The organism is Streptococcus oralis subsp. oralis, from assembly GCF_000960035.1.
Classification (GTDB): Bacteria; Bacillota; Bacilli; order Lactobacillales; family Streptococcaceae; genus Streptococcus; species Streptococcus oralis_G.
The window spans coordinates 907064-921220 of record NZ_JYGR01000005.1 but is presented as its reverse complement, the minus strand read 5'-3'; the positions used below and the strand labels follow the sequence as shown (position 1 = coordinate 921220).

General features: G+C 38.8%; 16 protein-coding genes and 1 tRNA gene. 14 read left to right on the top strand and 3 right to left on the bottom strand.

Translation table 11 applies throughout. From position 1 onward, the window contains the following. Nucleotides 1-135: 135 nt before the first annotated feature. Both carB and TZ92_RS07800 read left to right on the top strand, forming a co-directional pair. Nucleotides 136-3312: a carbamoyl-phosphate synthase large subunit gene (gene carB, locus TZ92_RS07805; RefSeq protein ID WP_033629963.1), complete on the top strand. Its 3177-nt coding sequence runs from the start codon at nt 136-138 to the stop codon at nt 3310-3312. Between the two features lie 217 nt (nt 3313-3529). After that, nucleotides 3530-4864 carry an Nramp family divalent metal transporter gene (locus TZ92_RS07800; RefSeq protein ID WP_033629962.1) on the top strand — a complete coding sequence of 445 codons (1335 nt, stop codon included), beginning with the start codon at nt 3530-3532 and terminating at the stop codon, nt 4862-4864. Between the two features lie 117 nt (nt 4865-4981). Here the strand turns inward: TZ92_RS07800 and TZ92_RS07795 are convergent, their stop codons facing one another. From TZ92_RS07795 to TZ92_RS07785, 3 genes are all read right to left on the bottom strand, one after another. After that, a complete protein-coding gene (locus TZ92_RS07795; protein WP_000710762.1) occupies nt 4982-5224 on the bottom strand; it encodes a type B 50S ribosomal protein L31 in 243 nt (80 codons plus the stop codon). 163 nt (nt 5225-5387) lie between these two features. Then, on the bottom strand, nt 5388-6245 hold the full coding sequence (locus TZ92_RS07790) for a hypothetical protein (RefSeq protein WP_033629961.1): 858 nt from the start codon (nt 6243-6245) through the stop codon (nt 5388-5390). 107 nt (nt 6246-6352) lie between these two features. Then, the gene (locus TZ92_RS07785; RefSeq protein ID WP_033629960.1) at nt 6353-7297 is read right to left on the bottom strand and encodes a DHH family phosphoesterase; all 945 of its coding nucleotides are present in this window, start codon (nt 7295-7297) and stop codon (nt 6353-6355) included. A gap of 103 nt (nt 7298-7400) precedes the next feature. Between TZ92_RS07785 and TZ92_RS07780 the strand changes: the two genes are divergently transcribed. From TZ92_RS07780 to TZ92_RS07725, 12 genes are all read left to right on the top strand, one after another. Further along, nucleotides 7401-7844 (top strand): flavodoxin, encoded by a 444-nt coding sequence (locus TZ92_RS07780; RefSeq protein WP_001162125.1) that lies wholly within the window; start codon nt 7401-7403, stop codon nt 7842-7844. A 117-nt stretch (nt 7845-7961) separates the two neighbouring features. Further along, nucleotides 7962-8228, top strand: coding sequence for a chorismate mutase (locus tag TZ92_RS07775; protein WP_033629959.1), 267 nt, complete (start codon nt 7962-7964; stop codon nt 8226-8228). Next, on the top strand, nt 8225-8599 hold the full coding sequence (gene crcB, locus TZ92_RS07770) for a fluoride efflux transporter CrcB (protein WP_033629958.1): 375 nt from the start codon (nt 8225-8227) through the stop codon (nt 8597-8599). Before TZ92_RS07775 ends, crcB (TZ92_RS07770) begins: the two co-directional genes overlap by 4 nt. Beyond that, entirely contained in the window at nt 8593-8922 is a 330-nt protein-coding gene (crcB, locus tag TZ92_RS07765) for a fluoride efflux transporter CrcB (RefSeq protein ID WP_033629957.1), read from the top strand. Before crcB (TZ92_RS07770) ends, crcB (TZ92_RS07765) begins: the two co-directional genes overlap by 7 nt. A gap of 118 nt (nt 8923-9040) precedes the next feature. After that, complete coding sequence (gene rplS, locus TZ92_RS07760; protein ID WP_001068669.1) at nt 9041-9388, top strand: 50S ribosomal protein L19; 348 nt, start codon at nt 9041-9043, stop codon at nt 9386-9388. A gap of 42 nt (nt 9389-9430) precedes the next feature. After that, a tRNA-Arg gene (locus TZ92_RS07755) sits at nt 9431-9502 on the top strand. A gap of 209 nt (nt 9503-9711) precedes the next feature. Beyond that, nucleotides 9712-10365, top strand: a complete 654-nt coding sequence (locus TZ92_RS07750) for a DUF443 domain-containing protein (protein ID WP_080702648.1) — start codon at nt 9712-9714, stop codon at nt 10363-10365. 61 nt (nt 10366-10426) lie between these two features. Further along, nucleotides 10427-11392 (top strand): hypothetical protein, encoded by a 966-nt coding sequence (locus TZ92_RS07745; protein ID WP_033629955.1) that lies wholly within the window; start codon nt 10427-10429, stop codon nt 11390-11392. A 156-nt stretch (nt 11393-11548) separates the two neighbouring features. Further along, nucleotides 11549-12223 (top strand): hypothetical protein, encoded by a 675-nt coding sequence (locus tag TZ92_RS07740; protein ID WP_033629954.1) that lies wholly within the window; start codon nt 11549-11551, stop codon nt 12221-12223. Between the two features lie 356 nt (nt 12224-12579). After that, the gene (locus tag TZ92_RS07735; RefSeq protein WP_033629953.1) at nt 12580-12813 is read left to right on the top strand and encodes an Imm74 family immunity protein; all 234 of its coding nucleotides are present in this window, start codon (nt 12580-12582) and stop codon (nt 12811-12813) included. Nucleotides 12814-12833: 20 nt separating this feature from the next. Beyond that, nucleotides 12834-13388, top strand: coding sequence for a hypothetical protein (locus tag TZ92_RS07730; RefSeq protein WP_033629952.1), 555 nt, complete (start codon nt 12834-12836; stop codon nt 13386-13388). Nucleotides 13389-13457: 69 nt separating this feature from the next. Then, nucleotides 13458-13880 (top strand): hypothetical protein, encoded by a 423-nt coding sequence (locus TZ92_RS07725; protein WP_033629951.1) that lies wholly within the window; start codon nt 13458-13460, stop codon nt 13878-13880. Nucleotides 13881-14157 lie beyond the last annotated feature (277 nt).

Sequence of the window (14157 nt, the reverse complement as noted above, 5' to 3'; positions counted from 1 at the left end):
GAAGATACATTGTTCGCGGAAGTGAACACGCCCTAAGAACCGTGTAAAAAAGATAAACATCGTCTTGACGCTAAAGGCGTCTGCACCGAGTTTCCTATTTTCACTATGTTCTTTTCGGGCTTTGTATCATAAACTATGCCTAAATGTACTGATATTCAAAAAATTATGGTGATTGGTTCTGGTCCGATTATTATTGGTCAGGCTGCTGAGTTTGACTACGCTGGGACCCAGGCCTGCTTGTCTTTGAAAGAGGAAGGTTATGAGGTTGTCTTGGTGAACTCAAACCCTGCCACCATCATGACGGACAAGGAGATTGCGGACAAGGTCTACATCGAGCCAATCACACTTGAGTTTGTAACTCGTATTCTCCGTAAGGAACGTCCAGATGCTTTGCTTCCAACTCTTGGTGGTCAAACAGGGCTCAATATGGCCATGGAATTGTCTAAGAATGGCATTCTAGATGAATTGGGTGTCGAACTACTGGGAACTAAATTATCTGCCATTGACCAAGCAGAGGACCGTGATCTCTTTAAACAATTGATGGAAGAGCTTGAGCAGCCAATTCCAGAATCTGAAATTGTCAACACAGTGGAAGAAGCTGTTGCCTTTGCGGCATCAATCGGCTACCCAGTTATCGTTCGTCCAGCTTTCACACTTGGTGGTACTGGTGGTGGTATGTGTGCCAACGAGGAAGAATTGCGTGAAATCGCTGAAAATGGGTTGAAACTGTCACCTGTTACCCAATGTTTGATTGAACGTTCAATCGCTGGTTTCAAGGAAATCGAATACGAGGTTATGCGCGACTCAGCTGACAATGCCCTCGTTGTTTGTAACATGGAAAACTTTGACCCAGTTGGGATTCACACAGGAGATTCCATTGTATTTGCTCCTGCCCAAACCATGTCAGATTATGAAAACCAAATGCTACGTGACGCGAGCTTGAGCATTATCCGCGCTCTTAAGATTGAAGGTGGATGTAACGTTCAGCTGGCCCTTGATCCGCATAGCTTCAAGTACTATGTTATCGAAGTAAACCCTCGTGTATCGCGTTCGTCAGCCCTTGCTTCTAAGGCGACGGGTTATCCGATTGCCAAATTGGCTGCCAAGATTGCAGTTGGTTTAACCCTGGATGAGGTCATCAACCCTGTTACAGGTTCAACTTATGCTATGTTTGAACCAGCCCTTGATTACGTCGTTGCTAAGATTCCGCGTTTCCCATTTGACAAGTTTGAAAAAGGTGAGCGTCGTCTTGGGACCCAAATGAAAGCGACTGGGGAAGTCATGGCCATTGGTCGTAACATCGAGGAATCTCTTCTAAAAGCCTGTCGTTCACTTGAAATTGGGGTTCACCACAATGAAATGCCTGAACTGGCAACCGTTTCTGATGATGCTTTGATTGAAAAGGTTGTGAAAGCCCAAGATGACCGTCTCTTCTATGTATCAGAGGCTATTCGCCGTGGTTACACACCAGAAGAAATTGCTGAATTGACCAAGATTGATATCTTCTATCTAGATAAACTCTTGCACATCTTTGAAATTGAGCAAGAATTAGGTGCCCATCCACAAGATCTAGAAGTCTTGAAAACAGCTAAACTCAATGGATTTTCAGACCGCAAGATTGCGGAACTCTGGAAAACGACAGCTGACCAAGTTCGCCAACTTCGCTTGGAAAACAAGATTGTCCCAGTTTACAAGATGGTTGATACCTGTGCGGCGGAGTTTGACTCTGAAACACCATATTTCTATTCAACCTATGGTTGGGAAAATGAATCTATCAAATCTGACAAGGAATCCGTTCTAGTCCTAGGTTCAGGTCCAATCCGTATCGGACAAGGGGTTGAGTTTGACTACGCAACCGTTCACTCTGTTAAGGCGATTCAGGCTGCTGGTTATGAAGCTATCATCATGAACTCAAATCCAGAGACCGTTTCAACAGACTTCTCGGTATCAGACAAACTTTACTTTGAGCCATTAACATTCGAAGATGTCATGAATGTTATCGATTTGGAGCAACCAAAAGGCGTTATCGTTCAGTTCGGTGGTCAAACAGCCATCAACCTTGCGGAGCCTTTGGCAAAAGCAGGTGTGACCATCCTTGGTACCCAAGTAGCTGACTTAGACCGTGCCGAAGACCGTGACCTCTTCGAGCAAGCCCTTAAAGACTTGGATATTCCACAGCCACCAGGTCAAACGGCTACCAATGAAGAAGAAGCCGTACTTGCAGCTCGCAAGATTGGATTCCCAGTCCTCGTTCGCCCATCTTATGTCTTGGGTGGACGTGCTATGGAAATCGTCGAAAACGAAGAAGATCTTCGTTCTTACATGCGTACCGCTGTTAAGGCCAGTCCAGACCACCCAGTCCTTGTTGACTCTTACATCGTTGGGCAAGAGTGTGAAGTTGATGCCATCTCAGATGGGGAAAATGTTCTCATCCCTGGTATTATGGAACATATCGAACGTGCTGGTGTCCACTCAGGTGACTCAATGGCCGTTTATCCACCACAAACCTTGTCGCAAAAGGTGCAAGAAACCATCGCAGACTACACCAAACGTCTAGCAATTGGCCTTAACTGTCTTGGGATGATGAACATCCAGTTTGTCATCAAGGATGAAAAAGTCTACGTTATTGAGGTCAATCCACGTGCCAGCCGTACGGTGCCATTCCTTTCTAAGGTAACCAATATCCCTATGGCTCAGGTAGCAACTAAGCTCATTCTTGGTCAAAGTCTTGAAGAACTTGGCTACCAAGATGGACTTTATCCAGAAAGTACTCGCGTTCATATCAAGGCGCCTGTCTTCTCCTTTACGAAACTAGCTAAAGTAGACAGCTTACTCGGGCCTGAAATGAAGTCAACAGGGGAAGTTATGGGTTCTGATACTACTTTGGAAAAAGCTCTCTACAAGGCTTTTGAAGCTTCCTACCTACACTTGCCAACCTTTGGAAATGTTGTATTTACCATCGCTGATGATGCCAAAGAAGAAGCCTTGGACTTGGCTCGTCGTTTCCAAAATATCGGTTATGGTATCCTTGCGACAGAAGGGACAGCAGCCTTCTTTGCCAGTCATGGACTTCAAGCTCAACCTGTTGGTAAGATTGGTGACGATGAACAAGATATCCCAAGCTTTGTCCGCAAAGGGAAAATCCAAGCGATCATCAATACTGTCGGAACCAAACGAACTGCTGACGAAGATGGTGAGCAAATCCGTCGTTCAGCCATTGAACACGGTGTACCACTCTTTACAGCTCTAGATACAGCTAATGCCATGCTCAAGGTGCTAGAAAGCCGTAGTTTTGTCACAGAAGCGATCTAGTTGAGAAAAAGTTTTTCACAGTTTTAAAGCCAGCGTCAGAAAACGCCGGCTTTTGCAATACAGATATTGCTTATTTGAACTATCATTCTTTCCTTAAGAATCATTCTAAATTGTGATATAATAAGGGAGAATTGGAAATAGGAAACTATTTTCAAGATATTTTCAAAAATCCCATTAAGAAAATAGGTAAAGACAGATTAGAAAGTGTAAAATTCCGATGTCTTCTTACAAAAAAGTCTCTCTTTCTGAGATCAACCAATCTATTGAAACTCCGAATAACAATCATTTTTGGCAAAATCTAAAAGCTTTTTTAGGACCTGGAGCTCTTGTAGCAGTTGGCTACATGGATCCTGGAAACTGGATTACCAGTGTGGTTGGTGGCGCTTCCTACAAATATAGTCTCTTATTTGTTATTTTGATTTCCTCCATCATTGCCATGCAGTTACAACAGATGGCTGGAAAGCTCGGTATCGTAACTAAGATGGACCTAGCACAGGCAACTGCACATCATGCTCCCAAATGGCTCCGCTATAGTCTTTGGGTGATTTTAGAATTAGCTTTAATGGCGACAGACTTAGCTGAGGTTTTAGGCTCAGCGATTGCCTTAAATCTTTTATTTAAAATACCGATTATGGTCGCTATCCTCTTAACCGTTTTAGATGTATTTCTTTTGTTGTTGTTAATGAAATTTGGCTTCAAAAAAATTGAAGCCATTGTTACGACCCTTATTTTAACCATATTAGCCATCTTTACCTATCTGGTAGCATTATCCAATCCAAGTATTCAGGGTATCTTTGGTGGTTATTTACCGACTCCAACATTATTTGAAACACCATTGCCAGGTCATGAAAGCCAATTGACCTTGGCTCTAGGAATTGTAGGAGCGACAGTCATGCCCCATAATCTCTATCTTCATTCATCCCTATCCCAAACAAGGAAAATCAATCACAAAGATAAGAAGGATGTTCGAAAAGCCGTGCGTTTTATGACCTGGGATTCAAATCTTCAGTTGTCCCTAGCCTTTATTGTCAATTCCTTACTTCTCATTTTAGGGGCATCTCTCTTTTTTGGTCATGCATCTGAAATTTCAGCTTTTTCTCAAATGTACAATGCTTTACAGGATTCGACAATAGCAGGAGCGATAGCTAGTTCAACTCTGTCAACTTTATTTGCCCTGGCCCTCCTAGCAAGTGGCCAGAATTCGACCATTACAGGTACCTTGACAGGACAGATTGTCATGGAAGGTTTCTTGCATCTGAAATTGCCTCAGTGGATGATCCGTATCGGTACACGGATTTTTGCCTTGCTCCCTGTGATTATTGTAGCCGTCTTGTTTGGACATCAAGAAAAAACCTTGGATCAGTTATTGGTCTATTCACAGGTCTTTCTGTCAATTGCTCTTCCGTTTTCAATCTTCCCCTTAATCTATCTGACCTCTAAGAAGTCACTGATGGGAGAATTTACCAATGCCAAGTGGAACACCATCCTAGGTTACGCAGTTTCAATCATCTTGACCATTCTCAATATCAAGCTTCTTTTCGATATTTTTTAAACTCGTTTGAAATCTATTATAGTGTCAGAGTGAAGACTGATAAAGAGAAAGTAGTAGTAATTGGTTCATAAAAACAAGTACAAAAAAAAGAACAGTGGTAACTGTTCTTTTTTATCATTATTTGAGACCGTATTTTTTGTTGAAACGATCCACGCGTCCATCTGCTTGAGTGAACTTTTGACGTCCAGTGTAGAATGGGTGTGAGTCTGATGAAATTTCCACACGGATCAATGGGTAAGTTTCGCCTTCGAACTCAACAGTTTCGTTAGAGCGTTTTGTTGAACCGCTAAGGAATTTGTAACCAGTAGTTGTGTCCATGAAGACAACTGGGCGATATTCTGGATGGATATCTTTTTTCATTTTGCAATATTTCCTTTCTGCCATGGTCTCTTTGCGAGCCATAGATTGTTACCATACTAGTCTATCAGATTCTGATAAGTTTGGCAAGTCTTTTCCCTGATTTTATTAAAAATCTTGATAAAAAATCACTCCAGTGTTTACTGGAGTGAGGGTAGAAGAATGATTAGTTCTCTTGATTTGGAGCTTTTTCTTCTTGTTCATTTTTTACTTCTGTTTCTTTTACTGGTTCTACGTTTTCTGCTGCTGATTCAGCTTCTTTTTCAGATTCAGTAGTTTCTGTTTCTGTTGATTCTGTTTCAGCTTCAGCCTCTGTTTCAGTTGGTTTGGCTACAGGTTCAGCTTCTGTTTTTGTTTCAGCTTCTGTAGTTTCTTCTTTTACTGGTTCTGCGTTTTCTGCTACTGATTCAGCCTCCACATTAGCTGGTTCCTTAGCTTCTTCTGTTTGCTCGGTTTCCTCTTTAGCAGTCTCTGTTTTCTCAGCAGTAGTTTCTTCTTTTTTACGTTCTTGAGATTCTTTTTTGATTTCTTCGACTGCAGTTTTAACGGTAGAGCTTGTTACACGTCCGACAGTTTGAGCAAAATCTTTACCAGATTCAGCTAATTCAGTAAATGACTCTTTTGTAATTTTACCACCGGACATTGCCAAGAGACCAGTTACAACAAGTGCAATGCTAGCAAGAATAGCCAAAATCAAACCAAAGCCGATTGAAATGCCATATCCACCAAAGTTGGACATGTACTTATTTACATTAAAGAGACTATTTAGTGTGACGAGAGTTGCAATTGCACCCGCAACAATGACACCAATTGAGAACCCTTTAGGCATTGCTTTATTCATATTATTCAAGCAAGCAAGAACAATAGACACAATAGCTGCGATAATGACAAACCACCCATCTCCTTGGTAACCATTCACACTATAGGACCCAAAAGCACCTGCATTTAAACTAGCCCATGGCAAAAGTGAACCAAGGATTGCTACTCCAGCAGAAATGAGGATAAACAAACGATTTTTTTCCATTATTAAGTCTCCTTTTATTCAGTTTGATTTATTATACCATAAACTGAGGTACAAAGAAACCGTATATTTTAAGAATCTAGCATATAAAAGGCCAAGAAAATTCTTTCTTAGCCTTGGTGAACCTGTAGAGCCTCTTTCAGCTCTTGGTATATTTGTTCGTTTTCTTCTAGATTATAGGAATTGGCGCCACTGGCTAATGGATGCCCTCCCCCGTCGTGTCGTTTGGCAATTTCATTGATAGGGGTAATTTTACTGCGCATTCGCACACGGAAGTGACCATCAGCTTGCTCAACAAAGATAGCCCAAGCCTTAACAGTATCAATTCGGCCAGGTGCTCCGACAATTGCCGCTGTTTCAGCATCTGTAACCTTATATTTTTTCAAGATGTTTTGAGTAAGCAGAACGCGTGCAGCCCCATTCTCATCAACTTCTAAGTGATCATAAACATACCCTTGCAATTTTGCAATCTTGAAGCTCATGGTATCCATTTGACGAGATAATCCAGCAAAGTCAAAATCAATTTCTCGGAGCTGGCCAGCTATTCTAAAGGTACGGGCACTAGTTGATGGGTAGAGAAAACGCCCTGTGTCCCCGACAATTCCTGCATAGAGAAGTCGTGCCGCTTCACTAGACAAAGCTAGCTGATTTTCTTGAGCAAATAATGCAATCATCTCACTGGCACTGCTTGAACTTGTATCGACCCAAGATAGGTTACCATAGATATCATCATTTGGATGGTGATCGATTTTGATGGTGAAAGCAGCTTGTTCGTAGCGTTTATCATCGATACGAGGACGATTCGCTGTATCACAAATAATAGCAAGAGCTCCTTTGTAGTCACTGTCTTGTACAGTATCCATTTCCGCCATCCAGGTTAGAGTTGGTTCGTTAAAACCGACGACTTTGATGGTCTTTTCTGGAAAATGGTGTGTAAGAAGAGCTTTCAAGCCCACTTGGCTCCCTAAGGCATCCGGATCTGGTTTCATATGACGATGAATGATAATCGTGTCGTATTCTTTGATTTTCTCTAATATTTGCTGGCAAATTTCCATAAATAACCTCAATTCTTTCTCATTTCATTGTAGCACAAGAATTTTTATTTTTAAAATGAAAAAGATATGATATAATGGAGAAAGATAAATTGAGGAGGACGATATGGCATTAGCAAAAATTGTATTTGCCAGTATGACCGGTAATACCGAAGAAATTGCAGATATTGTAGCAGACAAATTGCGTGACTTGGGCTTGGATGTCGATGTGGATGAATGTACGACTGTTGACGCTTCAGACTTCTTGGAGGCAGACATCGCAATCGTTGCGACTTATACTTACGGTGATGGAGAATTGCCAGATGAGATGATGGACTTCTACGAAGACCTAGCAGATCTCAACTTGAATGGCAAAATCTACGGGGTTGTTGGATCAGGTGATACCTTCTACGACGAATTCTGTAAGGCTGTTGATGACTTTGATCGCGTTTTTGTAGCGACAGGAGCAGAAAAAGGTTCAGAGTGTGTTAAAGTGGACCTTTCTGCTGAAGAAGAAGACATCGAGCGTTTGGAACAATTCGCAGAAGAATTGGCTGCAAAAGTAGGATAAGAATCAAATTGCGCTGACTGGAAGAAGTCAGTGCGTTTTTTTATTAGTTATTTTGGGATTTTACTAGCCTATTTGGTAGCTTTTTGATACAATAATTCAAATAAAGGAGGAGACTGTATGAACTTAGATATGATTCGGCAAGAAATTGATCAAATCGACGACCAAATCGTCAAGCTCTTGGAAGAACGAATGCATTTGGTTGAGGGAGTAGTTGCCTATAAGAAAACCTCAGGAAAACCTATTTTAGATACTAAGCGAGAAGAAGTTATTTTTGATAAAGTCAGAAATCGAGTAGAAGATAAGCGCTATCAGGAGACCATTGTTGCGACTTTTTCAGACATTCTCAAACGTTCGCGTGATTATCAGGATCAAAACATCAAATGAAAAAAGAACAATTCTATCCGCTCGGAATTTTTCTAGCTGCAATGGTGGGAGGCCTTGTCCGCTATCTCATTTCCACTTGGTTACCAGCTAGCCCAGACTTTCCTTGGGGAACCCTCCTTGTCAACTATCTGGGCATTTTCTGCTTGGTCTATCTGGTGAAAGGCTATCTGGTCTATAAGGGAACTAGTAAAGGCTTGGTTTTGGCGCTGGGGACAGGATTTTGTGGTGGCCTGACAACCTTTTCTAGCCTAATGCTTGATGCAGTAAAACTGCTTGATACTGGGCGTTATCTTAGCTTAGGCATCTATCTACTTTTGAGTATTGGAGGAGGTCTACTCTTGGCTTATGTTCTAGGGAGGAAGAAATGGTAATCGTTTATCTTGCAATCGCCTGCGGGTTTGGAGCCTTGGTTCGTTATTTCTTTTCCCGCTATAATCAAACTTCTAAATTGCCCCTAGGAACTCTTATAGCCAATCTTCTCGGTTGTTTTTTGATTGGCTTGCTCTACAATCATGTGGAGTCTAAGGAAGTCTATGCTATCCTAGCGACAGGTTTTTGTGGAGGGTTAACGACCTTTTCAACCTTGAATGACGAGCTTCAAAGGCTGTTAAGCGACAAGAAGGTATTTTATAGCTATTTTCTCTTAACTTATATAGGCGGTTTTCTAGCGATTTTTTTAGGAATTCTGCTATAAATTTCTTTACTTTTAGATGGAAATTTGGTAAACTGTATCTTGTGTGTAATGGACGCACAAAAATACAGTTTATCCGCTGAGGAAGGTTCCTCAAGATTGACAAAGATAGGAGAATAAAATGAATCCATTAATCCAAAGCTTGACTGAAGGTCAACTTCGTACAGATATCCCATCATTCCGTCCTGGTGACACTGTTCGTGTACACGCGAAAGTTGTCGAAGGTAACCGTGAACGTATCCAGATTTTTGAAGGTGTTGTTATCGCACGTAAAGGTGCGGGCATCTCAGAAAACTACACAGTTCGTAAAATCTCTAACGGTGTAGGTGTTGAGCGTATCTTCCCAATCCACACTCCACGTGTTGAAAAGATCGAAGTTGTTCGTTACGGTAAAGTACGTCGTGCGAAATTGTACTACTTGCGTGCTCTTCAAGGTAAAGCAGCTCGTATCAAAGAAATCCGTCGTTAATTCGACTAAAAAACTCTGCTCATTCAGCAGGGTTTTTCTCTAGCTCCCTTAGTTCAATGGATATAACAACTCCCTCCTAAGGAGTAGTTGCAGGTTCGATTCCTGCAGGGGGCAGTAAACTAGAAACAAAACACTGGATAACCAGTGTTTTTTCTTTGACCAAATTTTAAACATTTAATATGATATCTATGGTGTGGTATAATAGGCATAGAATGTTTAGGAGAAAGAGATGAAAAACAATAAACGTTTATTTGAAGTTGTTAGTTTAATGCTAATGCTTTTGACACTTTTTGCGCTGAATGGATGTAGTTTAGGTGGTAAATATGGCATTAAAATTTAAAGAAACAAATAAAACGTTTCATAAAATCATAGAAGTTGACGGTGAAAAATATCTTTTGGATATGACTAGTATTAGTCCTAAAACTTATTTCTGGGGTTCTCTTCCTAATGAAATTACTGCCAAATGCTTAAAGTTAGATAGAAGAGATATGAGATTTGAGAGTCTAGCGCCAACTATAAGCAAATCTCTTGGTATTGGAATAGGTGTAGCAATAGGTGGAGCTTGTTATAGAATTGTTACGAATGTTTTTAAGAGTTACGACATTAGCCATAATATTTCTTTTAAATTAGGATTGTTTTTCCTCTCTATTGTCTTAGCTTATCTTACTTTCAGGTTCATTGCTTTTGTGGTTCGTCATAATCTTCAACAAAAGCTTTCCAGTAAAGAAACGAAGTATCAAATAGTTTTCAAACTAGCAAGCTCACAACGTCAATTAAAACTGTATAAACTTCTGCCTATTCTTTTTGTTGCAGTTTTAGCATTTTATATATTTACTGATAATGGGACAGAGGCCTCTATCCTTATCATTAACAGTATTTTATCTTTGGGTTTCTTTACGGTGATCTTAGGTATGTTACCACTCCGAGAAAGTTACGAGAAGCAAGAGATTATTTTTGAAAAAATAGAAAAGTTATAAGTTGAAAAAAAGCATAAATGCTGTTTTATAACTGATTTTTAAATGAGCATCAGGAGATATTATGTTAAAAACGAACAAGTGGATATTCCTTGCGATTTCCGTTCCCTTTATGATTCTTGCTTTGTCTTATTTGTTTATTAGGGTGCCGATTGGGAACACAGGTAAGTTTATTCATGATCATGAGGATTCTATCAAGAGAGAAATTATTGCAGACATAGACAGTCAAGGGCAATATATAAAGTCTGTGACGCTTTTACCAGGTTCTGCGAGGGGGTCTTTTGATAATGGTGGAGATGTAGGTGGAAATTATCATATTTATTTTACAGCCTATGTTAATAATAATCGCAAGCAGTCAATGAAAGTAGAATTATACTTTCCTGATGCTGGTATACCACCTTTTACCTTTATAAAACCCAATCCTTACAAATCTCCTGAAACTATGAAGAGATGGTACTTATCAGTAGTAGAGGTATCAAGTGATCCCTCATGGGATTGGAAGCGAAAGCAAGATAAATTGAATGAAACTATGAATAATCTTTTGGATTTTGCTGTTCGCAAAGGCAAGGATGCAGACTGGCAAGTTCGAAAAGAAATTATGATTCGTTTTCTAAACAAATGGCTACATGAACATGAGGAAAATTTCAAACTAGCTATCCAAACCAACCTGTATAGAAATGACCCAGAATTGGAACAGAAATTAGGAAAGATTCAGAGTATAAGTGTAAGTAACTATCAAATGTACATTCCTTCGAGAGGTAGCGACATTCTTTTTAATGTTAGATTTGAGAGATATCCTGAAGAAATAGCTACTATAAATGTTCGCTTGCATTCCCAAGGGGAACAATCAGTTTTTAAGGATCCCTCAGTTGCTGCAACTATTAGTTTTGAAAATGAACGTTTTGCTATAAAAACGAATTACGACTCCAAGCTATTTCCAATTTTTAATCAAAGTCGATTTGGTAATAGTAATGGAGAAATATCTTATAAGCTCCCAAAAGACTATGAAAATCAATTTTTAATTCCTTAACTATCAAGCAAGCTATTGAGCTTGCTTTTTCTATATCTTTATCTTCTATCAAACAAGATGCTAGTTGTATGTTATAAGAGTATATGGAAATAGATAAAGAGCGAAACCGCTCTCTTTTTTATGTTATAATAGGCATAGAATGTTTAGGAGAAAGAGATGAAAAATCATAAACGCTTATTTTGGGTTGTTAGTGTAATGCTAATGTTTTTGACACTTTTTGCACTAAATGGATGTAGTTTGGGTGGTGAAACCATTCCAAAAAACAGAACAAAGAAACAGTACGAATTCGAAAAAACGTTTGAACCCATGTTTAAATTTTTAGAACAAGACAAGAAGGACTTTACGGGACTAAAGATATACATTAGTAGAGTCTATATAAAAACTGAAGATGGAGTCAGAAAATACGAAGTGGACTTAGATATTAATCAAGCTGACATTAAAGGTGATTACACAATAACACATGGGGAGAATAAAGAAACTGTTCCTATTACATATTCTAATGGCAAGCTAAATTATAGCTCGGAGATAACTCCTTTATATGATGAAGAAATTCTTAATTTGGTAGTACAAAGAGATTATTTCGCTTCCTTGAATATAAAAGAAACCTTTAAGAGTGCTGAAACTGAATTGAGCGATATTATCTACCAGCCTGAAAATCATTCTGACCTATATAAATATCTTAAAAATAAGTACGATATGCCAGAAGATACGACCTGTCGAATAATATTAGATTACTCTAGTGGAACAATCTATGGAATTTCAATACTAATGGAATCTAAGGATGAGGCTGTTCAAATAGATTTATCTATATTTAAAAATAGTGAGTCATAAAAAACGATAAAATGTCTTGTCAAATTTCATTTCTTACAAAAATATGAAGATTAATCCAAAAATAATTTAGCCAAAAATTTGACCAAATATTGACCAAGTTTATCCTAAATCCTATTAGAATAGGCTTTCTAAGCATATTTTATATTCCTGCAGGGGGCAGTAATTCAATCAAAAAGCACTGAATGATCAGTGTTTTTTTTGTCTTAAAATTGAAACCATTTCAGATGAAAATGGAGGTGTGGTATAATAGGAGAAAGTATAAGTGCTTATTTGAAGGGGAATTTCTCTCCTTATTATGAGTATTAGGATTTAGTTTTCTGAGAAAATAATGATGTTTGAGTAAAGAAGGAAATGGAATGAAAATTTCTGGGACAAGTGGTAACGTTACTTTTGACTATGAGAATGGCTATGTTCTAAAAGCAGAGGGAGAGTTGTTGACTGATGGTAGCTTTATTGTATATAGGAAAAGCATACAGAATTGGGAACCACCTTACAATCACATTCTTATCACACAGAACGAGATAGATAAACTTGTCGAGGAAGTGAACTCCAGGATGACGGAGCAAACAATTCAGATCGAATTTATCTGAATTAGAGTAGGAGAAGGATGATGAAAATCGATTACAGTGAACGGATGGTCATATGGGAGTGGGATGGTTGTGTAATAAAGATAGAACTACCAGATATCATTCATGCGGAATATCATAAAGATGAGAACATGGTGATGGTTTATAGTGGGGAAAATTTCATTAACAAAATCATTTTCTACTTTAGTTTGGAAGGAAAATTGTTAGGGCAACAAAATCTACTAGAAGGAACCCTAGATTGGAATCATAATGGGAAGCATCAGGTTTTTTTTCAACATTTACATCATCTTCGCTTTAGCCCTAAATATCAGCGTATCTTCAGTATATTTCGCTCATCCAACGATTTTGACCTTCCATCAGAACTAGAAGTTTATAATTTAGAAGGTGATAAAATCGACCAAATTGAATCTCCTGCAGGGTTTACTATGCTATATATTTCTGAGATAAGTAAGAAGAAACTGAGAATTGTATGTGAAGCTCTTAATGAAGATTGTTTTGATAAATTTGGTCGAAGTGATTTCTATTTTAATTTAGATTTAGAAACTAGAAAATGGATAAAAGATGGCATCGCCTATTGAGGAAGAGAAATAGAAGACGGATTTTTATGATATTTTATGCTGAGAGATAATTGCACTAGGAGAATACAAATGAAACCAACAAAACTACAATGGGAAGATGTTATCCAGTTCGAAGAAGTAAAAGGTTACGGTCAGCATATCTGGAAAGATGAGGACAAGTATTATTTGGTTTTAGAAGAGGGAACTGTAGTTTCTTGGTTAGTTGTCTATGAATTACCACAAGAATTATTTACCTTACTAGAGAGTGGGGAAAGAACGTTACATGAAGTATCTTGGAAGGTTCAAAACGATTCTTGGCCACCGACGGAAGAAGAAAAGAAAGCTAGTGAGAAACGATTTATAGAAGAGAGTCCAACATCATTAATTGATTTACCTGAAACTAGAGAGTTATTTACTCAGGAAGAACTTGAAAGATTAATTCCAATTGCTGAGCAAATGTGGATTGACTGGAGAGGCAAACTTCCAGATGATTATGTATCGCCACTCAAGTAAAAGAGATATATAATGAAACTGAATTCCAGATATTAGAGAGCTCTAATCCAGTTCACTGAAGCTATGAAAAAGCTTATATCATTTGATTATGGTTAGAAAGGGAGTGGAAATGATAGAAAAGAGAAAGCATTATAAAGAACTAGTTCATCTAGGAGAATTTAAGAACAAATTAGTCTATTATGACTTAAAGACAAAGAAATTGTATTTTTCAATTCCAGAAAGAACTTCTAAGAGTCAACAGTACGTTATTTTGTCCCTTGTGTTGCTCGTTTTCCCT

Coding starts and splice junctions, on each gene's coding strand:
- TZ92_RS07745 (WP_033629955.1), top strand. CDS start 10,427: ATGTTAAAAACGAACAAGTGGATATTCCTTGCGATTTCCGTTCCCTTT.
- TZ92_RS07775 (WP_033629959.1), top strand. CDS start 7,962: ATGAACTTAGATATGATTCGGCAAGAAATTGATCAAATCGACGACCAA.
- TZ92_RS07800 (WP_033629962.1), top strand. CDS start 3,530: ATGTCTTCTTACAAAAAAGTCTCTCTTTCTGAGATCAACCAATCTATT.
- TZ92_RS07750 (WP_080702648.1), top strand. CDS start 9,712: ATGGCATTAAAATTTAAAGAAACAAATAAAACGTTTCATAAAATCATA.
- TZ92_RS07790 (WP_033629961.1), bottom strand. CDS start 6,245: ATGGAAAAAAATCGTTTGTTTATCCTCATTTCTGCTGGAGTAGCAATC.
- TZ92_RS07780 (WP_001162125.1), top strand. CDS start 7,401: ATGGCATTAGCAAAAATTGTATTTGCCAGTATGACCGGTAATACCGAA.
- TZ92_RS07740 (WP_033629954.1), top strand. CDS start 11,549: ATGAAAAATCATAAACGCTTATTTTGGGTTGTTAGTGTAATGCTAATG.
- carB (WP_033629963.1), top strand. CDS start 136: ATGCCTAAATGTACTGATATTCAAAAAATTATGGTGATTGGTTCTGGT.
- TZ92_RS07730 (WP_033629952.1), top strand. CDS start 12,834: ATGAAAATCGATTACAGTGAACGGATGGTCATATGGGAGTGGGATGGT.
- TZ92_RS07795 (WP_000710762.1), bottom strand. CDS start 5,224: ATGAAAAAAGATATCCATCCAGAATATCGCCCAGTTGTCTTCATGGAC.
- TZ92_RS07725 (WP_033629951.1), top strand. CDS start 13,458: ATGAAACCAACAAAACTACAATGGGAAGATGTTATCCAGTTCGAAGAA.
- rplS (WP_001068669.1), top strand. CDS start 9,041: ATGAATCCATTAATCCAAAGCTTGACTGAAGGTCAACTTCGTACAGAT.
- crcB (WP_033629957.1), top strand. CDS start 8,593: ATGGTAATCGTTTATCTTGCAATCGCCTGCGGGTTTGGAGCCTTGGTT.
- crcB (WP_033629958.1), top strand. CDS start 8,225: ATGAAAAAAGAACAATTCTATCCGCTCGGAATTTTTCTAGCTGCAATG.
- TZ92_RS07785 (WP_033629960.1), bottom strand. CDS start 7,297: ATGGAAATTTGCCAGCAAATATTAGAGAAAATCAAAGAATACGACACG.
- TZ92_RS07735 (WP_033629953.1), top strand. CDS start 12,580: ATGAAAATTTCTGGGACAAGTGGTAACGTTACTTTTGACTATGAGAAT.